The organism is Streptomyces sp. NPDC056373 (assembly GCF_042262425.1).
Classification (GTDB): domain Bacteria; phylum Actinomycetota; class Actinomycetes; order Streptomycetales; family Streptomycetaceae; genus Streptomyces.
Window position 1 is genome coordinate 114,708 of record NZ_JBHJPX010000022.1, and the last position, 20,884, is coordinate 135,591.

Genomic DNA, 20,884 nt, shown 5'->3' on the forward strand with positions numbered 1-20,884 from the left:
CCGCCTCTCCGCAGCCCGTCAGCAATTCCAAAAACCGCAGTTGACCGCTAGTTTGACAGACCCCACCACCAAATACTCCTGACCTTATTGCGACCGCTTCGGCGCCGATCCACCGGCAGGTCCAACCGCAAGGAGAGTCCGGAAGTGGCCCGCTGGATACGGTTCTCCGACAGGAACTCCCTCGACTTCGACCCAAGCATGGGCCGAGAAGGGATTCGTACGGACGCCAGTGCACCACGTGGGCCAGGTGCCGCGCACCCGACACAGGAGGGCGGTTGCCACCGAGCGCTGCAGGCATCCCTGTCCTGCGCATTGCAGGCTGACCGCGACCACGGCTGTGCGTGCCGCCGCAGCCTGGTCCGCGGTGGCCGGGGCGGCACGGCGGCGGGCGAACTCCAGCACCGCGCGCAGCCTGGATGGAGAGAGCCTGCTGAGGATTCCGGCGACGGACACAACCAAGAGAGGAACCACTCGGCGGTGCGGCGGCAGCCAATCACGGCGGGACAGTGCCACTGGGATGCTCATCGGCACTCCCGTAGCAGGTCCGCTGAGCACAGGGAAGCCAGGAAGACCGCAATGTCATTGCGGGCGCGTGTGGCGGAAATAGCTCGCTGAGAGGCGAGGGTCTGAGCCGCTTGCTCGCAGGTTTGGCCACTGGTAAGGCCGCGGAGCACAGACAACCCTGTGGTGTTCAGCTGCCAGTAACGGCCGGTGCGTTCATGCAGAAGCACAGCTCCGTCATCCGTCTCGGAGAGGGATACCTGCGGATTAAGAAAGATTGTGACATTCACAACTGTTTGTGTCGCCTTTCGTTTCGTGCGAGGTTTCGTGCAGCGCGGAACCAGTTCTCGCAGCCAAGGAGCTGTTCAATGGCGAAGCGCCGGTTCAGGTTGGCCTGGGGGGTGAGCAGCTGAGTGCGGACCGCGTCTGCCGAGATTAGGCCAACCTTGGCGAGTTCCGAGTCCGCGAATAATTGCAGAAGTTCGTCAAGGCTGTGGCTGAACCCGACACGAAGATCCTCGTCGAAGGAGCCCTTGGTGGTTCGGGCGCGGACGCGTTCGGGCAGCACGTCCCGCATGGCCGCGGCCAGCAGGGGCTTGTACTCCCATGGCGTGCAACGCTCGTGCACATGCACGGTCAGAGCAGCCTCCACGACGCGGTCGTCCAGGTACGGCTGGTGAAGGCGGATCCCCGCCTGGCCGAAGAGTCCGGCGACCTGCCGGTACGCCGGCGCCGTCGCCCGCAGGGCCACCAGGAACTGATGTTGGCCACGATCAGCAGCGAAGGGGCGGGCCATGTCGGCCGTCTTCCGCAGCTCCGACCTGGCGGCGTCGACCGCTGTGTCCGTCACCCAGACCGGAGCACGCAACGGCATCAAGCCCCACCCCAGTGGCGGGTGCCGGGGCGCCGGAGCCGGGTCAGTGAGGGAATCGGCCTGGGCGCGCCACCAGTCACGTACGGAATCCGCGCGGTTGAGCTCGGCAAGCGTCCCGCGCAGGGGCCAGCGGTTGAGGGCCTGGTAGCCGCGCAGGTGACGCACCGCGATCCGGGGGCGACGGCGCAGCAGCCGGTGCAGATAGCCGGGGAGCCTGCCGAACAGCTCGTCCGCGCCGTGCCCGGACAGATGCGCCCTCGAGCCGCGTTCGGCCAGGAGGCGAGCCGTGTGTTTCATGCGGGCCAAGGTCCGCGTGAAGAGGTACGGCTGTTCGATGTCCGCCAGGTCTGCGGGGTTCGCGAACAAGGCGGGCAGTTCGTGTTGTGCCACGACCATGTGGGAGGCGTGTTCCAGCAGGGCCGCCGAATGCGCCGCGAAGGCGGCGTCGTCGTTTCCCGAGTCCGACTCGGCCCATCGGAAGGTGAGCAGGTCGGGGGTCCTCCGGGCACCGAGGAAGCACAGGGCGGTGGAATCCATGCCGCCGGACAGATCGGCGCTCAGCAGCCCCTGGCCGACGGTGCGGCCGTCTACGGCTTCCTCGAGTGCGGCAGAGACGGCCGATGCGCCCTTTTCCAGCGGGAGTTCGGGCTCCGGCGGCCGCCACCAGGGGACTTCCTTCGCGCGGTCGCCCGTGATGACCAAGCAGTGATCGTCCGGGACTGCGCGGATCCCGGACCAGACGCTGGCACTACCGAGCGGCGCAGGGAGGAGGCCGCCGGTCGCCAACCGTGCCGACAGTACGCCTTCGTCCACGTCTGCGCCGATCAGCAGCGCCAAGGTGTCGGGACGGTCCGACGCGACGGGATGTCCGTCCACCCGGGTGTGAAAGATCTGGCGCAGGCCGGTGATGGTGCCCCGAACACTCGTCCCCTCGGGAGAGGCGACGATCAGGTGGCAGCTGCCCGGCAGTTCCCGGGCCAGCGCACTGGCATCGGACAGCAACTGCACACGTTCGACAAGCCGGGTGAGCCGTGCGGTGGTGACCGGGCAGTGTCCGATCACCACCGCACATACCGAGCCCGCCTGGACCCGGACCATGTCGTCCGCATCCCACCGGCCGACCAGCCAGGGCTTGCCCGAGGGGTGGGTCATGACCTGTGGCGACTCGAAGAGCCACTTGGGGTCGGTGGGGCAACCGTCGGGCAGGACGACGAACTCGGTGTTCATGTCACTCCATCAGCGTCGGTCGGCCTCTTACCAGCCTTGCTTGCCGAGGAAGTCAGAGTGGTCGTTGCCGAAGCCGAGCGTGTCCTCCGAGAACTCCCCGACGGCCGTCAGCGTGGGCGGCTCGTAGCCCTGCTGAACCGACGACTCCTCGTGCTGCTGGTTCTCCATTGTGTTCTCCTTCCAAACGGGCCCCGTGTGAGGCCACCGGGCGTGAACCGCCCGGGGTCGAAGGTTCGTTCCACAACCCATGCGTCCTGCCGGCAGGTGTGGTGGGTGTGCGATGCCGCTCCTCTGCTGGGGTGGTTCCCCCCGCAGCACGCTCGCTCTCCCTGGCAGTCGGCGCCGCGATCCCGGGCCAGCAATGGCTGCCTTCCCGATATTACTTTTCCCACTCTGTTAACGGCACTATTTCAGTAGGCGTCACCTTCCAGAATTCTGATCCGGGGCCGATGCTTCATCAATTGCACCCGGCGGCGTGGCACGCCACAATGAAGCGCGCGGCATGTCCCGCCGACAGGACAGCACTGCGACTTTGCCGAGCACTTACCACACCCGTTGAAAGGTGGGTTCCGCATGTTCGTCCCCAGCCATTACCGGCAGCCAGACACGTCGTGGATGGTCGATCTGATGCGCTCCAACCCGCTGGCCCTGATGGCCAGCAACGGCACCTCCGAGGCCGGACCGTTCGCCACACACCTCCCCGTCATCTTCGACCCGCAGGGTGGGGCGGAGTTCGCCGATGACCTCACCGGACTGGCGCTGCTGGGGCACATGAACCGGGCCAATCCGCACTGGTCGGCGCTGGAGGACGAGGCGGTCGTCCTTCTGTCCTTCGCCGGCCCGCACGCCTATGTCTCGCCCACCGTCTACGATGTGACGCCCGCCGCCCCCACATGGAATTTCACGTCCGTTCACGTGCACGGGGTGGTGGAGAGATTCGATTCGACCGAGGAGACCCTGGAGGTCGTTCAGGCCACGGTGCGGGCTTTCGAGGCGAAATTCGGCGACAACTGGGACATGACCGATTCCATCGACTATTTCCGCAAGATCGTACCCGCCGTCGGAGCCTTCCGTATTCGAGTCACCAAGACCGAGGGAATGTTCAAACTCAGCCAGGAGCAGGCACCGGAAATTCGCGATCGCGTGGTCCAGTCGTTCGCCGGGCGCGGCTGCACGCAGCACTCCCAGACAGCCACGCTGATGAGCCGTCTGCCTTGACGGTGCCCTCCGACGCGAGGGGTCCGCATCCCTATCGGATGTGCGGACCCCTCGACGGCCTGTGCCGACATACCGTCACTGGAGGGCCTGTGGCATGCCGCCCTCTTTCAGCACTCGGTCGGCCGCGGCGTCGAGCGTGTGCATCACCCACTCCGCCAGTTCGGTGCCGGACTGCTCCGCCGCCTTGTGCCACCACTGGAGCCGGTTGTCGGGCACGGCGAGACGGCGCGTCGACGCCTCGGCTGCCTCCGCGGCGGGCGGGGTGCCGTTGCGCTGGGCGCGGATGGCGTTGCGCAGTTGCTTGGTGCTCCATTTCATCCGCTCCGCGCGGTCCAGCCAGGCCTCCTGCTCCTCTACGGGCAGGGACGCCAGCTCGGCATGGTGCTGGAAGCTGAGCGCGGAGCGCCGGCGGTACAGTTCGAAACGGCGGGACACCCAGGCGTAGTTGCGCAGCGTCTGGTACTGGAGACCGGCGGCGCGGATCCCTCGTTCGTAGCGGTCGGCGTAGTGGTCCTTGCCGTAGACCAACCAGTCACCCAGCCACCAAGACGACGAGTTGAGCAGTCCGGACAGCTGGCGTCCAGCTCGCTCCCACTCCTCGAAGGCGAGCCCGGCGGGTATGTGCAACCCCACGTTCGTGGTGAGCACCTGGTCGCGGCGCGACTCCGGCGCTCCGGCACCCCGCGTCCTCTGCGCGGCCCGGCCGAACGGCAGCGCCCTGGAGCCTTCGGCTTCTTTGACCTGATCTCTCATCACGCCCTCCATAACAACGCGTTTATCAGCCGTACCGGTTCGCGGTGGCTCCTCATCGCATACAGAAAGCGTTCACCCCGTTTTTAGCGGACAGCACCGAAAGCAGCGGCCATGGTACGGCGCCAGGGAGAGAGACCCTGATCAAACCGAACCCTGCATACGGCGCCCCGGACAGTCCGGGTGGCCAACCGCCGCGCTTCCGAGTAGATCCCGACACTAGATACAAGTTCAAGGATCTTGGCGCCATCGAACACGACTTTACGGAGTTCCAGCCTCCCTCGGGCGCCAAAGGTCTAGTCCGCTGAGCGACGCGTTCCGAGTGGACCGCCGGGATCTGCCACACGCCGCGCGTCGGGGCGACCGCGGCCGAACCCGCTGCGACGGAAGGCGATTCGCCGCGAATGATCCAAGAAACGCCCAGTACAGAGACGCTTGGGAGAGGCGGCGGCGCTCGCGCCAGCAGACCAGACGCGCGGCCCACCCCGGTCGACGGCCGGAGCGGAATCCCGTCATCCTCCTATCCTCCGGCACCCCTGCAAGCTTGCGCCACCATAGGCGCCAATACAAGCCAGGACCCCGCCAGGGGGTGGCGCCATTGCGACACTCCGCTTAGACTTCGCCGCATCAACGCTCAGTAACATCGGGGGAGTTATTGCGGCATGGATATGGCTTATACATGCGCGTCACCAAGATCATTTATTGCCCCTAGTGGCAGCAATTCTGCACTGCCACTGGCTGATTTCAGCGCAACGATCTTCAGTAGTTTGCGTCGGGCCGACCAACGGAAGTGGGCCTACACCTATCTGAACGGTCTGCTGATCACGCCCGGGAAGAAATCGGTGCGCCGGCTCGCGGCCACCACCTCGTGCGATCCGTCCGTCGCGCAGGCGCTGCGGCAGTTCGTCAGTCTCAGTCCGTGGGACTTCGACGCGGTCATGGAGGAACTGACCCACTGGGTGGAGGGCCACGGATCCCAGCCCGTGTGGAACATCGGCCGGGCGGTCCTGCCCAAGCGCGGCAACCGCTCGGTGGGAGTGGACCGGCACTTCGACCTGGAGTCGGGCCGCACCGTCAACTGTCAACTGGGGCTGGGATCGTTCCTGTCCGTCGGTGCCGTCCAGTTCCCCGTCGACTGGAGTCTGTACCTATCGCCGTCCTGGGTGGAGGACCCCGGCCGGCGCAGCGATGTGCGCATCCCCGACTCCGAGCAGTACCGGCCGCTGTGGGCACTGGCGCTCCGTCTCGTCGACCGGCTGGCGGCCCGGACCCCGTCGTCGTCCCCGGTCGTCGTGGCGGACATGGGCGACGAGCCGGACGTACGGTATCTGCTGAGCGGACTCGCCAAACGGCGGCGCGACTTCGTCGTGGCGGTGCCCCCGCACCTGCCCGTGGTGCCGGTCGGCAACGTGGCGGCCACTCCCCCGCCGGTCAGCGCGAGAGCCAGGCTCTCAGCGCAGAAAACGGAACTGGCGGTTGTCACCGCGCCTGACGGGCGGCAACGCGTCGCACGTTTCCAGACCTCGCTCGTCCATGCGCCCGGGCTGTCGCAAGGCCATTCCCTCGGCCCGCACTACCGGCTGTTCACCGAGGTGCGCGAGCCCTCGGTCACCGGTCCGCTGTGGATCACCAGCCTCGCCCACCGGGGCCTTCCCGACGTCGCCTCGATCGCCGCCGCGCACACCGGGACGGCCAACGCGGTGGAGTCCATGGAGCGGGACTTCGGACTGCTGGACTTCGAGGGGCGTTCGTTCCCCGGGTGGCACCATCACATGGCCCTCGTCTCCGCCGCGTACACCTACCGGCATCTCAGCGCACCCGCCGCGGCCTCCTGCGCCGACGAGCGGTGCGGAGCGGGCAGGCAGGCGCCGTAGCGCCGGGCCGGCCGCCGCGTCCTGCCCGTGGGGCCGGTCCGGTAACGGACCGGCCCCACAGCGGGTCAGCGGCTGTACTCGGGTTCCTGCGCGGGCCGCGGGTGGGGCGGGGCACCGAGTCGGCGCGAAAGCTTCCCGCCCTCCACGTCCATGTCGGGCAGTACCCGGTCGAGCCACTTCGGCAGCCACCAGGCGCGGTCGCCGAACAGGGCGAACAGGGCCGGGATGATGGCCATGCGCACGACGAAGGCATCGAAGAGCACGGCAAGGGCCAAACCCAGGCCGACCATCCTCACGAAGTCGTTGTCCTCCATGACGAACCCGGAGAACACGCTCGTCATGATCAGGGCGGCAGCGGCGACCACCCGTCCGCTGTACCGGAAGCCGGTGACGACGGCCTGGCGAGTGGACTCGCCGTGGACGTAGGCTTCGCGCATCCGCGTCACCAGGAACACTTCGTAGTCCATGGCGAGCCCGAAGACCACACCGATCATGAAGATCGGCATCGTGCTCATGATAGGCCCCGGCTGGTCCACGCCCACGATGTCGGCGAACCAGCCCCACTGGAAGATCACCACGACCACGCCGAGTGCAGCGGAGACCGACAGCAGGAAACCGAGGGCGGCCTTCAGCGGCACGAGGAGCGAGCGGAAGACGAGGATCAGCAGGACGAAGGCGAGGCCGACGACGAGCGCGAGGTACGGCACCAGCGCATCGTTGAGCGTCCTGGAGAAGTCGATGAACATGGCCGTCTGACCACTCACCAGTACCTCGACGTCGTCGGCCCGCCCGAAGTCGTGCAGGTCGCCCCGCAGGGTCTTCACCAGCTCTTCCGTCGTGCCCTCCGTCGGCCCGGTCTCGGGTACGACGTTGACGATGGCGGTGTCACCGGCCTCGTTGGGCGTGGGCGAGCCCACCTGGGCGACACCGGGCCGGTCGCTGAGTTCGCCGGCGACGTCCCCGGCCACGGCCTTGGCGTCCTCGGCCTCGACGGTCACCAGCAGGGGGCCGTTGAAGCCGGGGCCGAAGGACTCCGACAGCATGTCGTAGGCCTTGCGTTGGGTGGTGTCGGGAGCCATGGTGCCCTCACCGGGCAGGCCCAGTTCCAGCCTGGTGGCGGGCGCGGCGATGGCGCCGAGGCCCAGCACCCCGAGCAGGAGGACGGCGGCGGGGCGGCGCAGCACGAACCCGGCCCAGCGGGCTCCGAGGTTCGGACGCTGCCGGGCCGCCCGCTTCTCCTCCTTGCGGCGCTGACGAGCGCTCAGGGGCTTGCCCGCGATCCGCTTGCGCTCCCGGCGGGGCAGCACCCGGTAGGGGGCGAAGCCGAGCAGCGCGGGCACGAGCGTGACGGCGACCAGGACCGCGATGGCGACGGTGCCGGCGGCGGTGAGGCCCATCTTGGTGAGCATCGGGACGTTGACGACGGCGAGGCCGGCGAGGGCGACGATCACGGTGAGGCCGGCGAAGACGACGGCGGATCCGGCGGTGCCGACGGCGCGTCCCGCGGCCTCCCCGCGGTCCCGGCCCTCGGCCATCTCGGCGCGGTAGCGGGAGACGATGAAGAGGGCGTAGTCGATCCCGACCGCCAGGCCGATCATCATGGCCAGCGTGGTGGTCGTCGAGGACAGACCGAGGGTGCTGCCGAGCGCGCCGATCGCCGAGATGCCGATGCCCACGCCGATGAGGGCCGTGATCAGCGGCATGCCGGCCGCCAACAGCGAGCCGAAGGTCAGGATGAGGATGACCGCGGAGACGCCGATGCCAATGAGTTCGGCGGTACCGCCCAGCGCCTGGTCCACGGGGACCGCGTCACCGCCCATCTCCACCGTGAGTCCGTCCGCGCGGGCATCGGCGGCGGCCTGGAGCAGCGCGTCGTGCGCCCGGTCCGAGACCTCGGCGGCGGCGACGTCGTAGGTGACGACGGCGTAGGCCGTCGTGCCGTCCTCGCTGACGGCTCCCCCGGAGAAGGGGTCGGAGACCCGGACGACCTCCGGGGCCTTCGAGAGGTCGGAGACGAGGGCGGCGACCTCCTTGCGGGGCCCGGCGTCGGAGATCTTGCTGTTCTCCGGCGCGCGGACCACCACCCGGGCCGAGGCGCCATCGGCGCTGGCCGCCGGGAACTTCTCCTTCAGCAGGTCGAAGGCCTTCTGGGACTCCGTGCCGGGCATGGAGAAGGTGTCGGCGGGCGGGGCGGGCGCGGTCGAAGCGGCGAAGGCGGCACCGCCGAGGGCGAGCAGCCACAGCAGGACGACGACGCCTCGTCGCCGGAAGGCGAACCGGCCCAGTTTGTACAGCAGGGTAGCCACGGTGAATCAACTCCAGGTGTGTCAAGGAAAAACGAGGTGGGCGAAGAGCGGGCCCGGCGCCTCGGACTCGGTTTCGGTCAGGGCGGCCCGGTACGGCCGGGTGACGGGGCGGCGCGGTGGTGCCGCGGTCCGGCGCGGGCCTGGGTCGCGAGGAGCGGCACGGCGCACAGCACGATCACCGGTAGCGCGCCCAGCAGGACGCGGCGTCCGGCTTGCGCGAAAAGGGCAAGGAGCAGCAGCGCCGCGGCCATGACGGGCAGGGCACTGTGCCGCCACCACCGGCCGCCGCGGGGCTCCCCGCCGGCAGCTGCCCGGCCGCCGGGAACGGCACGGCCCGCGGGTGGTGCGGGCCGCGGTCCGCCACCGGTGAGCGCGGTGAAGACGTCCTCGATGCCGGGACTGTGCACGGACAGCCGTCGGGGGACAAGGCGGGCCTCGTCCAGTACGTCGAGGACGGCGCGCACCAGGCCGGCGCTGCCGTCGCCGGGGATCTGCAGGCTGAGCGCGGTGGGATCGAGCTCGGCGGTGTGCAGGCGGAACAGCCCGGCCGCGGTGGCGAGGTCGGCGGCGGTGGCGAAGTGGAGCCGGATGTGGCCGCCGGGCACCAGCCGCAGCAGTTCCTCCCGGGTGCCCTCCGCGACGATCCGGCCCCGGTGCAGCACGCCGATCCGGTCGGCGAGGCGGACCGCCTCGTGCGGGGAGCACGTGGTGAACACGACGGCGGCGCCGTCGGCGGCGAGGTCGCGCACGACCCCGCGCACGAGGCGGCGGCCCACCGCGTCGAGGCCCTCGGCGGGTTCGTCCAGCAGGGCGACCTCCGGTTCCCCGGCCAGCAGCAACGCCAGCGCCAACCGGCGCCGCAGGTCGCCGGGGAGGGTGGCCGCGGGTGCGGCCGCCGCCGACGTCAGTCCGAGCTGTTCGATGAGGCCGGCGGCCCTGGCACGGGCGTTCGGCGCCGGTAGCCGCCGCAGTCGGGGGGTTAGGAGCAGGTTCTCTTCGGCGGTGAGGCGGCCGTCCACCGCGGGGGCACGGCTGAGAAGCCCGGCCGCGGCACGCAGCGAACGCGGGTCGGACGCGGGGTCGTACCCCGCGACCCGTATGCGGCCGCCGTCCGCGGGGGTATGGGCCGCGAGGACGCGCAGGGCGGTGGTCTTGCCGGAGGATCCGGTGCCCAGCAGCGCGAAGGCGGTGCCGTGCGGGACGGTCAGGTGGAGACCGTCGAGGGCGGTGCGGCGCCCGTACGCCTTGCGCAGCCCGCGCGCCAGGACGGCCGGCGTGTCCGTGCCGGACGGCCCGGGAACGGCCTGGTGACCGGTCACGCCGCCCTCCTGCCGGTGAGCAGCGGAAGGAGCCGCGGCCCGGACACCTCCGGGGAGGTCAAGAAGACGGGCGGGTTGTCGGGGTCGGTGCGCAGCCGGGGGAAGCGGTCCAGGAGGGCGCCGAGCGCGATCCTGCCCTCCAGCCGGGCCAGCGGGGCGCCCAGGCAGAAGTGGATGCCGCGGCCGAAGCCGAGGTGGGGGTTGGGGTCGCGTGCGGGGTCGAACACGTGCGGCCGGGAGAAGACGCTCTCGTCGCGGTTGGCCGCGCCCAGCCAGAGCGCGACGATCTGGCCCGGTAGCAGCCGCTGCCCGCCCAGTTCGACGCGCTCGGTGACGACTCGGTGGAAGACGGCGAAGGGGGTCATCAGACGCAAGGACTCCTCGATCGCGGCGGGGATGCCGCTTCGGTCGGCACGCAGCCGCGCCGTGTGTTCGGGGTGTGCGTCGAGGCAGAGGGCGGTGTTGCCGAGGAGCAGGGCGGTGGTCACGTATCCGGCGAGGAACAGCAGTTCCACGAAGGCGGTCAGGGCCGTGTCGCTCAGCCGCTCCCCGTTGATCTCGGCGTGGACGAGCCGGCTGAGCAGGTCCCCTCTGGGGTGCCGGTGACGTTCGTCGATGTGCGCCGCGAAGTAGTCGGTCATCCGCCGTGACAGGTCGTACGCGGCGTCGACGTGCCGGTTCTGCTCCGGGCTACCGCCTACCGACGGCGGCTCGGTGCCCGGGAACAGCTCGTCGGCCCACTGCCGGAACAGGTCGCGGTCGTCGCGCGGCACACCGAGCAGGCAGGCGATGACGGTGATGGGCAGCGGTTGGGCGAAGTCCCCTATCAACTCGATCTCGTGGCGGTCGTCCACGGCGTCGAGCAGCTCGCGGGTGAGCGAGGTGATGCGCGGCTCCAGTGCGGCGACGGCCCCCGGGGTAAAGGTCCCGCCGACGAGCCGGCGCAGGGCACGGTGCTCGGGCGGGTCGAGCTGGGTGAGCATGCCGCCGGTGTCGTAGTCGTCGGGCTCCGGCAGGAAGTGCCGGTTCGTGTCGGAGGAGAACACGCCGGGGTCGGAGAGCACCCGGACCGTCTCGGGGTGTCCGTAGACGTTCCACACACCCCGGCACTCGTCGAAGCGGACCGGCCCGGCGGGCCGGTCACCGCGGAGCCAGAAGTGCTGTTGGGGCACTCCCCATCCGTGGGCGAGCCGGGAGATCGGAGAGCGCGGCAAACACGGAGGAGCCATAGCGCCATCATGACATCACATGGCGCCACAACCAAGCCGACACCGGGCATGATGGCGCACAGTGTGCGATGCACGGCTGAAAGCGCGTGGATTCCCTCCCATGTTCAACAGCTTCCACCAGGGGAACAGCAGGTCACGAGGCCTCGAGTTCCAGCGGAGTCAGAGTGACGCCATTGTGGGGCCGCATCACCCGTTGGCTGGCGCCGTGCGGCATACGTGCGACGACCCGGGTCGTGGAAGCAGGACCCGGGTCGTCGGGAGGTCGTCGGTGGCGGTGTCAGCCCAGTCGTGCGCGGATCAGCTCCGCCACCCGGCTCCAATGGGAGGCGAGGTAGAAGTGCCCGCCCGGCAGGGCCGTCAGCTCGTGCGCCCCTGTGGTGTGCGTGACCCAGTCGCGCGCCTCGGCCGGTGACAGCTGGGGGTCGTCGTCGCCGGTGAGGACGGACAGGGGGCACCGCAGCGGCGGTCCCGGCGTGTACCGGTAGGTCTCGGCGGCCCGGTAGTCGGCCCGCATCGCCGGTAGGATCAGCTCCAGCAGCTCCGGGTCGCCGAGGATCCGGGCGTCCGTGCCGCTGAGCCGGGCGAGGTGCGCGATCAGCACGTCGTCGTCCGCCCGGTGGATGCCTTCGTCCCGGATCATGCGCGGAGATCGCCGGCCCGACACGAACAGGGCCCTCGGACCGCCCCCCTCCGCCTCCAGTCGCCGCGCCACCTCGAAGGCCACGGAGGCGCCCATGCTGTGGCCGAAGAGGGCGAGGGGGCGGTCCTGCCACCGACGCAGCTCACCCACGACGGCGTCGGCGAGGGCCGGGACGCTGTCCACGCACGGCTCGCCGCGGCGGTCCTGGCGCCCCGGATACTGGACGGCGAGCACCTCGGCGCTCGGTGCCAGGGCGGCCGAGAGCGGGAAGTAGAAGGAGGCCGCGCCGCCGGCGTGCGGGAAGCAGACCAGCCGGGGCGCGTCGGCTTGCGCGCGGTGGAACAGCCGCAGCCATCCGGTTCCGGCCGCCGGCCTCGCGGTGTCCGTCGCTGTCTCGCTCATGTGGGTCCTCTCGTCCCGACCGCCGTATGGTCTCGTCGTCCGCTCGTCTCGTGTGCGCCCCCGGTCGCCGGGAGCCGGCAACGCCCGTGACCGGGCCGGTCAGCACCGCACGACGGTGCATCCCCAGTGCATGCCGCGGCCCATGCCGGCCAACGCCACCAGGTCCCCGTCCCGCAGGTCGCCCGACGCGACGTGGTGGGGCAGCGTGAGGAGGTGGTCCGCCGCGCCGAAGTGGCCGTGCTCCAGCGAGAAGTCGAGGTTGGTGCGGTCCAGGGGCACGTCGAGCCGCTCGGCGAGCGCCGTGAGCGTCTGCCGGTTGTCGTTGAGCAGGACGACCCGGGCCAGATCTCCGGGGTCGACGCCGGCCCGCTTGCAGGCACGGGCGACAACCTCCCGCACCCGGTCGTTCATCAGGTCGATGAACGCCTCGAAACGGTCGGAGTCGTAGTCGAAGAACTCCATCATGTCCCAGGCGTCCCGCGCCGCCGGGCTCTCGTCACCGGGGGCGAACGGCAGGGCCGCACCGCCCTGTTCCATCAGGAAGAGGTCGGCGTAGCGTCCGTCGGTGATGACCTCGCTCGCCAGCCAGCGGAACCGGTCGTGGCCGCGGTCCGCGACCGCGGCCGCCGCGCCGTCGGAGAAGAGCAGCGAATGCGTCGCCATGCGGTTCCAGTAGGCCTCGCACGTGCGGTTCGCGCCGACGAACAAGGCCCGCCGGTAGTCCGGATGGGTCGCGAACCGGCCCGCGAGCGTGTCGAAGCCGGTGATACCGCCGTGGCAGCCCTGGCTGATCAGGACCGCCTCGGCGCTGTGGGCGCCCAGCCGTGCCTGGAGTTCGGCCGCCGGGTCCCAGTACAGGTACTCGGGGACGTCGGTGATGGCGAGCACCAGCAGGTCGAGGTCCGCCGGGTCGGTGCCCGACCGCTCCAGGGCGCGGCGGGCCGCGTCCTCCGACAGGTCGGTGAGCCCGACGTCGTCCCCGGCACGGTGGACGGCGCGGTAGCCGTACGCCAGGACCCGCTCCACGTCAGGGGTGTACTCCGACACGACGTCGGCCACCGGGACGTGTTCCCCGGTCGCCGAGCCGAACGACATCATCCCGAACACCGCAGCTCCCTCGTCATGGTCGGACGCTCCCGTCGTCGAGCAGGGTCCGCAGCTGGTCCGGCTGCTCCAGGCGTTCCTTGAGGCGGGTGAGGAACAGGACGGCGTCCCGGCCGTTGACCACCCGGTGGTCGTAGGCGAGGCCGAGGTGCACGGTACGGACGGGAGTCGGTGTGCCGTCCTGCCCCGCTCGGTACTCCTCACCGACGGCGCCCACCGAGACCATGCACAGCTGGGGCCACAGCACGATCGGGTGGACCAGGACGACGCCGGGGTCCGGGTTGAGCGAGACGGAGATGGCACCGCCGTCCAGTTCGGCGGCGGAGAAGCCCTGGGTCAGCGCCTTCATCCGGAAGTCCATCAGGGTGTCGGCGATGTCGGCGAGGGACCGCCGGGCCGCGTCGCGGACGACCGGCACGTACAACCCCCCGCCGGCGTCCACGGTGACCCCGACGTGCGGGGCGTCGGCGACGACGACGGTGCGCTCGTCCGCCAGCGAACCGAAGAAGAGGGGGAATTCGTCGTACGCCGCGGCCACCGCCTTGATCACCGCCTCGGCGAGTCCGAACGCCTCTCCGCTCTCCGCCTCGAGCCGGCCGAGCGTGTCCAGGGCGGCGTCCACGTCGGCCCGGACCACGGTGAAGCCGGTCGGTACCTCGCGATGGCTCTTGGCGACCACGGCGGCGGTGCCCTGCTGGGCGCGGTCGAGCGTGTGGACGGCTCCGGGACCCGGCGTGCCGGCGGCGGGCGCCACGTCCGGCGCTTCGGCCCGGGGCGCCGGTACCGCCTGGCCGGGAGGCTGCGGGAGGAGGCGGGCCAGGAGCGCGCCGACACCCCGCTCCTCCCCCGCGGGCACCAGCTGCTGGAGGTAGCCGGCGACGGGCGCGGTGACGTCCTCGACGGCCTTGGAGGTCTCCAGGGACACGACGGAGGCGTCCTCGTCGACCCACGCGCCGTCCTCGGCCAGCCATTCCACGACGAGGTAGGAGGTGTCGTTGTTGTTGAGCTTGGGCACGCTCAGCGCGACGTCGTCCGCCGCCTCGTCGGTGGGCCGGGCCCCGCTCGCGGACCGTTCGCCGGCTGCTGCCGCCGGTGGGACGTCCCATCCGGCCGCGGCCCGCACGGCGGCCTCGATGTGGTCGCGGCCCAGCAGCACCCGGCTCTCCAGGTGCGGAGCGGTCGGAATGATCGAGTCGGCGGAGTTCAGCAGGATCACCGGTCCGGTCAGCGACGACCAGATCCGCTCGTACAGCAGGCGCGCCACCTCCGCGCCCCAGGTCCCGCCCGCCGTGCCCTCCTCGACGACCGCGATCCGTCCCGCCCCGGAGAGCAGCGGCAGCACCGGGTCCAGGTCCAGCGGGTACAGCCGGCTGGGGGTCAGCAGGTGCACCGACCTGCCGTGCCCGTCCCGCAGCGCGCGGGCGGCGTCCAGGGCGCGGTGGGCCATGCCGCCCGGGGCGATCACGACGACGTCGGCGGTGCGGCGCTCCCCCTCGGGGAAGGTGTGCGCCCAGCCGGTGCCGGCCGTGCCCAGCATCTCGTAGCGGTAGCCGTCGCCGGCTCGGCCGTCCCGGTACATCCGCCGGGTGTAGAGCACCTTGTCCTCGAAGAAGACGGCAGGCGCGCCCTGTTCGAAGGCGGCGTCGAGCACGGCGCCGGCATCGTGGTAGGGCGATAGTTCGTAGAGGGAGAGGTTGGGGATGCCGACGAAGTGCTTCTGCAGGCTCTGGCTGTGGGTCGGCCCGTAGCCGCGGTTGCCGCCCACCGGGCAGCGGACGACAAGCGGTACGGGGACCTCGCGGCCGTACATCGACACCGACTTGGAGGCGAAGTTCATCACCTGGTCGAAGCCGAGGGCGATGAAGTCGCCGAACATGATCTCGACGATGGCCTTGTCACCGGCCAGGGCGAGTCCTCCGGCCACTCCGAGGATGCCGCCCTCGCTCAGTGGTGTGGACAGCACGCGGTCCGGGAACCCGGTGGAGAGACCCTTGGTGATCCTGAACGCGCCGCCGTACGGGTCGGACACGTCCTCGCCGAGCAGATGGAGCCGCTCCTCGCGGCGGAACAGTGCGTGCAGCGCGCGATTGAGGTGCTCCGCGACGCGGGGTGCGACGGTGCCGACGGTGCCGGCCGCGACCGTAGTCATACCAGATGTCCTCTCTCCGCCAGGACCTTGCGCAGGTCGCCCACGCTGCGGCAGGAACGGGCCTGCCGGGGGGTGAGGCCGACCCCGAACTGCCGGTTGACGGCTGCGACGATCTGCACGTGCCGGAGGCTGGTCCACTCCGCGTTGACGGCCGGCCCGGTGTCGTCGGTGATCTCGTCCTCGTCGATGCCCAGCACCTCGGCGACGATCCTGTTCAGTGTGCTCACGCGGCGGCCCCCGGGTACGCGTCGGTCAGGCCGGGCCACCGCGACGGCGGCCGGGCGGACACCTCCGCCACCAGATCGGCCATGAGCGCCTTGGTCCGGGCGTCCGCCGCGGCGAACCGGTCGCCGTAGTGCCTCGCGTACCGCGCGCTCCACTCCCGGGCCCGCACGTCGGCCAGTTCGGCCTCGGAACGGGTGTCGTCCCCCTTGCTGTGCGGGCCGAGCCGCAGGCAGTGGAAGTGCACGACGGCCGGGACGCCCCTGCGTCGCACGTCCGCCACGACCGGAGCGAGTTCGGCGCGAATGGCGTTGACGTCCGTGCCGTGGATCGAGTGGTACTCGACGTCGAACGCCCGGGCACGGTCGGAGACGGTGCCGGCCAGCTGCCGCTCGGTCGGGGTCGACTGGGCGATGCCGTTGTCCTCCACGACGACCAGCAGGGGCACCTCCCACAGGCGCGCCATGTTCAGTGCCTCGTAGACGGAGCCCTCGCCCCAGGTGCCGTCCCCGATGTGCGCGACGGCGATGCGCTCCTCGCCGGTCCGCCGGTAGTGCAGGGCGACGCCCACGGCCACGGGCAGGCTCTGTCCCTGCACTCCGGTCGACAGGAAGCCGTCCCGGTAGATGTGCTGGCTGCCGCCGACACCGGCGCACACCGCGCCGGACCGGCCCATGATCTCCGCCAGCAGCCCGGCGGGGTCCCTGAACCGGGCGAGGTAGTGCCCGTGACCGCGGTGGTTGCTGAAGACGAAGTCGTCACGGAGCAACGGGGCCAGGGCGACCGGCACGTACTCCTGCCCCAGGCAGGTGTGGGTCGTGCCGTTGAGCTGTCCCGCGGCGAACAGATCCAGCAGAGCCAGCTCGAAATTCCGTATCAGCAGCAGGAGTTCGAGGTCGTCATCGGCCAGCTCGGTGATTTCCGGCGCCATCTCGGCCGCCTGAACACGCATGTCTTCTCCGCTTCCCTCGACAATGTGGCGGGATTCAAGGCTGTTCAGGCCCGGTCGGCCGCCATGGCCTCGGCCAGGCTCTTCGGACGCATGTCGGTCCAGTTCCCATTGATGAAATCGAGGCAGGCCTGACGGCTGGCCTCACCCTTGGCGACGGTCCACCCGGCGGGTACGTCGATGAAGGACGGCCACAGGGAATGCTGCCCCTCGTCATTCACGAGCACCAGGTACACGCCGTTTTCGTCCTCGAAGGGATTCGCCATTTGTTTCCCCTTCCCAGAAGGAAGTCGTCGGTAAGTCAGGCGGGTCCTCGAAGGCTATACGGCATTCGAACCCGGTGACCATCCTTGCCCCGGCGGTGTCCCGGCGACGGGACACCCGGCATCGGTGCGGGCCTTGAAGTACCTGCGTCCGCCGGTCTAGCGTGACGACGCCACGTTCTCCGACGACGGCGACGATTCCGCTCCGGAAGCGGCCGGGCCGCGTCATTCACGGACACCGGACTTCGCGACCGAATTTCTTGACTCCCGCAGGGCGAGTCGCGGGGCCGGCCGGCATCACAACACCTGTCCCGGACTCCGGGCGACGCATTTTCGGCACGCCCGCACGACCTTTGAACGCACCTGCGAGAACGACAGGAGGAACTCCCATGCAGGTTTCTGCGGCGAGCGACGAGGCGGCTGGTGAATACAGCCGACCGGACATCGAGCGCTCCGTCGTCGAGTGGCTGCGCGTCGAGCTGGACGATCCGGAAATCGTCGGATCCGACAACTTCCTCGACATCGGAGGTCATTCGCTGACCTTCGCGAAGTTGAACAGGCATCTCGGCGATACCTTCGGCGTCGCCCTGGACAACAGGATCACCTACTCCGAGCAGCTCAGCGCGGCCGTCGCACAAGCGCGGCCGGCCGAGCAGGGCTGACCGCGAACCGCAACTGAGGGGGCAGGACATGACCACCACCGCACGGACCGACTTCTCCCTGTCGGACGAGGAAGTGGCGTCGTTCCACAAGAACGGCTACATCGGCCCGCTGACCATCTACACCCCCGAGGAGATGGACGAGATGTGGAAGGCGGTCCAGCGCGAGACGCTGGACCGCACCTACGCCGCCTATCCGGAGGTGGACAAGGGCGTCGGGGCACCGAACATCTTCAACTACGACCGGCACCTCGACATCGACCTGCTCGCCCGGCACGCGTGCAACCGCCGGATCGTCGAGCGCGTGGCCTCCCTGCTGGGCCCCGATCTGCTGTGCTGGCGTTCGGAGTTCTTCCCGAAGTACCCGGGCGACGAGGGCACCGACTGGCACCAGGCCGACACCTTCGCCAACGCCAGCGGCAAACCGCAGCTGCTGTGGCCGGGCGAGACGGAGGACAACTTCGGCGCCGGCACCCTGACGGTGTGGACGGCGTTCACCGACTCCACCATCGAGAACGGCTGCCTCCAGATCATCCCGGGCACGCACCGCCAGATGAACTATGACGAGACCAAGCGGATGGACTTCGACGAGAGCCGCATCAACTCGGAGATCAAGGACGGTGTTCCGCGCGGCTTCTTCGGCTACGACTACCGCCAGCTCCAGCACGACCCGAACTGGAAGCCCAATGAGGAGGACGCGGTCTCGCTGGTCATGGAGCGCGGCCAGTGCGTGATCTTCCTGTCGACCCTGATGCACGCCTCGCTGCCGAACACCAGCACGGGCAAGAAGTACCGGATGGGCTTCGCCACCCGATACGTGCCGACCAAGGTGCAGATCTACCCCGGCACCGACCACATCGAGGAGTACGGCGGCAGCATCTCGCTGGAGAAGTGGTCGGCCTTCCTGGTCAGCGGCCGTGACGAGTACGGCCACAACAGGATCAGCGACAAGACGCTGCGGGGCACCCCGATCCACCAGGCGTGAACCCCGTACGCGTCGGATGATCGGACGTCCATGACACAGGAGCACCGGCCGGTGGTGGCCTTCGTCCCGCCCTCGTGCTGCGGCATCGGCTACTTCCGGCCGCTCAGGCGTGCCCTGGGCGACCGGATCGAGTTCCGGCCCGTGGAACTGCCCGGCCACGGCCGCCGGTTCGAGGAGCCGTGCCTGGTCACGGCGGACGACGCGGTGCGCGACGCGGCCGGGCAGCTCGGCGGTCCGGTCGACGCCATTTACGGCGAGAGCCTGGGGGCGTACGTCGCCCTGGCGGTCGCGGCGACGCTCCGGCAACCGCGGCCGCCGCTGCTGTTCGCCGTGTCCAACTCACCTCCGTCGGCCCGCGAGCCGCTGGACCCGGCGGAGGTGACGTCCATCGAGTCGGCGGTGGCCGTACTGACGGGCATGGGGGGTGAGATCCCCGCGGAGCTGGTCGCGGACCCGGTGCTGGCGGCCGGCGCGTTCCGGCTGATCCGGGACGACCTGCGCCTGGCCGGATCGTTTGTCGCGGGGCACCGGAACACCCGCTCGCCCGGCGACATCCAGGTCATCGCCGGGCTGGACGACACCGCGTCCTCGGACCTCACCGCGTGGTCGCGACACACCGAGGCCGGCTGCTCGGTGCTGCGACTTCCAGGCGGGCACCTGCTCTCCGCCGTCAACCCGTCGGGCGTCGCCGAGGCGGTGCTCGACGCGCTCTCCGGCCGGACGGCCGAGGCCTTCCCCAGGTATGAGGACGAGAGATGACGACAGCGTTAGCGGCCGGGGCCGTCCCCGCGATCGGCCACCACCACCTGCTGCTGCTCTTCGCCCAGGTCTGCGTGTTCCTGACCGCCGCAATGGTGCTGGGCAGGGTGGCGGCCCGGCTGGGGCTGCCGGCCGTGGTCGGCGAGCTGAGCGTGGGCGTGCTGCTGGGCCCGTCGATGTTCGGCAATCTCCTGCCCGGTCTGTCCGACTGGCTGCTGCCGCCGGACGCGGACCAGCGGCATCTGCTGGGCGCGGTCGCCCAACTCGGCGTCCTGTTGCTGGTCGCCGTCACGGGCGCCCACATCGACCTGGGCCTGCTGCGACGCCAGGGGCGGGCCGTCGGCCTGGCCAGTGCGGGCAGTGTGCTGCTGCCGCTCGCGCTCGGCGTCTGCCTCGGCCTTCTGACGCCCGGTTCGCTGATGGCGCCGGGCGCCGAGCGCGCCACCTTCGCCCTGTTCATCGGCATCGCCCTGGCGGTCAGCGCACTGCCGGTGATCGCCAAGACCCTCCTGGACATGAATCTGCTGCACCGCAACGTGGGCCAGCTGATCATCGGCGCGGCCGCCGTCAGCGACATCGTGGGCTGGCTGCTGCTGTCGCTGGTGTCGGCCATGGCGACGGTGGGCGTGCACATCGGTCTGGTGGCCAAGAGCATCGGCTACCTGATCGCCGTGCTGGCGTTCGCCCTGCTGGTGGCCAGACCGGTCGCCGCGCGGGTGCTGCGGTACGCCGCGCAGCCGAGCCGGCCCGAGGGGGCGACGGCCGCGGTCGTCGCCATAATCATGGCCTCGGCCGCGGCGACCCACGCCCTCGACATGGAACCGATCCTCGGCACGTTCCTGTGCGGCATCGTCATCGGCTCCCTGGGACCGGCCGGCCGCGCGGCCCTGGGCACGCTGCGGCCGTTCGTCATGGCCGTGCTCGCCCCGCTGTTCTTCGCCACCGCCGGGCTCCAGGTCGATCTGACCGCGCTGGCCCGCCCGGAGGTGCTGGCCGCCGCGGTGGTCGCGCTCACCGTGGCCACGCTGGCGAAGTTCGCGGGCGGCTACCTCGGGGCCCGCGCGGGCCGGCTCGGCCACGCCGAGGGGATGGCCATCGGGGCGGGGCTCAACGCCCGGGGCGTGATGGAGATCGTCCTCGCCACCGTCGGTCTGCAACTCGGGGTGCTCACCAACGCCACGTACACGGTGATCATCCTGATCGCCGTCGTGACCTCGGTCATGGCACCGCCCATGCTGCGCCGCGCCACCCGCCACATGCCGAACACGGCGGCGGAGACCGAACGGGAGAAGGAGTTCAGCACGGTCTGAACCGCCCCGCGCGAGGACACCGGCCGCGGGGGGGGGGTAGGGGTTTGCCGGCCCGGCCCCCCCGGGGGTCCGGGGGGGGGGGGGCCCCCCCCCGCGGCCCCCCCCCCCACCCCCCCGCGGGGGCGGAAACACAAAAAAACACCC

The 20,884-nt window shown here is 70.3% G+C and carries 20 protein-coding genes; 6 read left to right on the plus strand and 14 right to left on the minus strand.

The window, feature by feature from the left end; translation table 11 throughout:
- Positions 1-84 precede the first annotated feature (84 nt).
- Genes ACFCXS_RS35380 through ACFCXS_RS35395 form a run of 4 tightly spaced genes read right to left on the minus strand, consistent with a single transcriptional unit; the run spans position 85 to position 2,770 of the window.
- The gene (locus tag ACFCXS_RS35380) at positions 85-525 is read right to left on the minus strand and encodes a lasso peptide biosynthesis B2 protein (RefSeq protein WP_376647463.1); all 441 of its coding nucleotides are present in this window, start codon (positions 523-525) and stop codon (positions 85-87) included.
- Positions 522-791, minus strand: a complete 270-nt coding sequence (locus tag ACFCXS_RS35385) for a lasso peptide biosynthesis PqqD family chaperone (protein WP_376647464.1) — start codon at positions 789-791, stop codon at positions 522-524. The genes ACFCXS_RS35380 and ACFCXS_RS35385 overlap by 4 nt, the downstream gene beginning before the upstream one ends.
- Positions 788-2,602 (minus strand): asparagine synthase-related protein, encoded by a 1,815-nt coding sequence (locus ACFCXS_RS35390; RefSeq protein WP_376647465.1) that lies wholly within the window; start codon positions 2,600-2,602, stop codon positions 788-790. Before ACFCXS_RS35390 ends, ACFCXS_RS35385 begins: the two co-directional genes overlap by 4 nt.
- A 27-nt stretch (positions 2,603-2,629) precedes the next feature.
- Positions 2,630-2,770, minus strand: a complete 141-nt coding sequence (locus tag ACFCXS_RS35395) for a lasso RiPP family leader peptide-containing protein (RefSeq protein WP_376647466.1) — start codon at positions 2,768-2,770, stop codon at positions 2,630-2,632.
- A gap of 405 nt (positions 2,771-3,175) precedes the next feature.
- On the opposite strand from ACFCXS_RS35395, the gene ACFCXS_RS35400 reads away from it, so the two are divergent.
- Positions 3,176-3,820, plus strand: coding sequence for an FMN-binding negative transcriptional regulator (locus ACFCXS_RS35400; RefSeq protein ID WP_376647467.1), 645 nt, complete (start codon positions 3,176-3,178; stop codon positions 3,818-3,820).
- Positions 3,821-3,895: 75 nt separating this feature from the next.
- Here the strand turns inward: ACFCXS_RS35400 and ACFCXS_RS35405 are convergent, their stop codons facing one another.
- The gene (locus tag ACFCXS_RS35405; RefSeq protein WP_376647468.1) at positions 3,896-4,573 is read right to left on the minus strand and encodes an LmbU family transcriptional regulator; all 678 of its coding nucleotides are present in this window, start codon (positions 4,571-4,573) and stop codon (positions 3,896-3,898) included.
- A 764-nt stretch (positions 4,574-5,337) separates the two neighbouring features.
- Between ACFCXS_RS35405 and ACFCXS_RS35410 the strand changes: the two genes are divergently transcribed.
- A complete protein-coding gene (locus ACFCXS_RS35410) occupies positions 5,338-6,444 on the plus strand; it encodes a transposase (protein ID WP_376647469.1) in 1,107 nt (368 codons plus the stop codon).
- A gap of 65 nt (positions 6,445-6,509) precedes the next feature.
- Here ACFCXS_RS35410 and ACFCXS_RS35415 read toward each other — a convergent pair whose 3' ends face one another.
- The 9 genes from ACFCXS_RS35415 to ACFCXS_RS35455 all read right to left on the minus strand — a co-directional run bounded on the left by ACFCXS_RS35415 (position 6,510) and on the right by ACFCXS_RS35455 (position 17,030).
- Positions 6,510-8,750: an MMPL family transporter gene (locus tag ACFCXS_RS35415; RefSeq protein ID WP_376647470.1), complete on the minus strand. Its 2,241-nt coding sequence runs from the start codon at positions 8,748-8,750 to the stop codon at positions 6,510-6,512.
- 77 nt (positions 8,751-8,827) lie between these two features.
- Entirely contained in the window at positions 8,828-10,069 is a 1,242-nt protein-coding gene (locus ACFCXS_RS35420) for an ATP-binding cassette domain-containing protein (RefSeq protein WP_376647471.1), read from the minus strand.
- A complete protein-coding gene (locus tag ACFCXS_RS35425; protein ID WP_376647472.1) occupies positions 10,066-11,241 on the minus strand; it encodes a cytochrome P450 in 1,176 nt (391 codons plus the stop codon). The genes ACFCXS_RS35420 and ACFCXS_RS35425 overlap by 4 nt, the downstream gene beginning before the upstream one ends.
- A gap of 334 nt (positions 11,242-11,575) precedes the next feature.
- The gene (locus ACFCXS_RS35430; protein WP_376647473.1) at positions 11,576-12,340 is read right to left on the minus strand and encodes a thioesterase II family protein; all 765 of its coding nucleotides are present in this window, start codon (positions 12,338-12,340) and stop codon (positions 11,576-11,578) included.
- A gap of 99 nt (positions 12,341-12,439) precedes the next feature.
- Positions 12,440-13,438: a 3-oxoacyl-ACP synthase III family protein gene (locus ACFCXS_RS35435; protein WP_376647486.1), complete on the minus strand. Its 999-nt coding sequence runs from the start codon at positions 13,436-13,438 to the stop codon at positions 12,440-12,442.
- 22 nt (positions 13,439-13,460) lie between these two features.
- Positions 13,461-15,593, minus strand: a complete 2,133-nt coding sequence (locus tag ACFCXS_RS35440) for a 2-oxo acid dehydrogenase subunit E2 (protein WP_376647474.1) — start codon at positions 15,591-15,593, stop codon at positions 13,461-13,463.
- Entirely contained in the window at positions 15,590-15,820 is a 231-nt protein-coding gene (locus ACFCXS_RS35445) for an acyl carrier protein (RefSeq protein ID WP_376647475.1), read from the minus strand. The genes ACFCXS_RS35440 and ACFCXS_RS35445 overlap by 4 nt, the downstream gene beginning before the upstream one ends.
- Complete coding sequence (locus ACFCXS_RS35450) at positions 15,817-16,767, minus strand: thiamine pyrophosphate-dependent dehydrogenase E1 component subunit alpha (protein WP_376647476.1); 951 nt, start codon at positions 16,765-16,767, stop codon at positions 15,817-15,819. Before ACFCXS_RS35450 ends, ACFCXS_RS35445 begins: the two co-directional genes overlap by 4 nt.
- Positions 16,768-16,811: 44 nt before the next feature.
- A complete protein-coding gene (locus ACFCXS_RS35455) occupies positions 16,812-17,030 on the minus strand; it encodes an MbtH family protein (RefSeq protein WP_376647477.1) in 219 nt (72 codons plus the stop codon).
- Positions 17,031-17,416: 386 nt separating this feature from the next.
- On the opposite strand from ACFCXS_RS35455, the gene ACFCXS_RS35460 reads away from it, so the two are divergent.
- Genes ACFCXS_RS35460 through ACFCXS_RS35475 form a run of 4 tightly spaced genes read left to right on the plus strand, consistent with a single transcriptional unit; the run spans position 17,417 to position 20,740 of the window.
- On the plus strand, positions 17,417-17,689 hold the full coding sequence (locus tag ACFCXS_RS35460; protein ID WP_376647478.1) for an acyl carrier protein: 273 nt from the start codon (positions 17,417-17,419) through the stop codon (positions 17,687-17,689).
- Between the two features lie 28 nt (positions 17,690-17,717).
- Positions 17,718-18,671 carry a chlorinating enzyme gene (locus ACFCXS_RS35465; protein ID WP_376647479.1) on the plus strand — a complete coding sequence of 318 codons (954 nt, stop codon included), beginning with the start codon at positions 17,718-17,720 and terminating at the stop codon, positions 18,669-18,671.
- Positions 18,672-18,701: 30 nt separating this feature from the next.
- Positions 18,702-19,430: a thioesterase II family protein gene (locus ACFCXS_RS35470; RefSeq protein WP_376647480.1), complete on the plus strand. Its 729-nt coding sequence runs from the start codon at positions 18,702-18,704 to the stop codon at positions 19,428-19,430.
- The gene (locus ACFCXS_RS35475) at positions 19,427-20,740 is read left to right on the plus strand and encodes a cation:proton antiporter (RefSeq protein WP_376647481.1); all 1,314 of its coding nucleotides are present in this window, start codon (positions 19,427-19,429) and stop codon (positions 20,738-20,740) included. Before ACFCXS_RS35470 ends, ACFCXS_RS35475 begins: the two co-directional genes overlap by 4 nt.
- Positions 20,741-20,884: the final 144 nt, after the last annotated feature.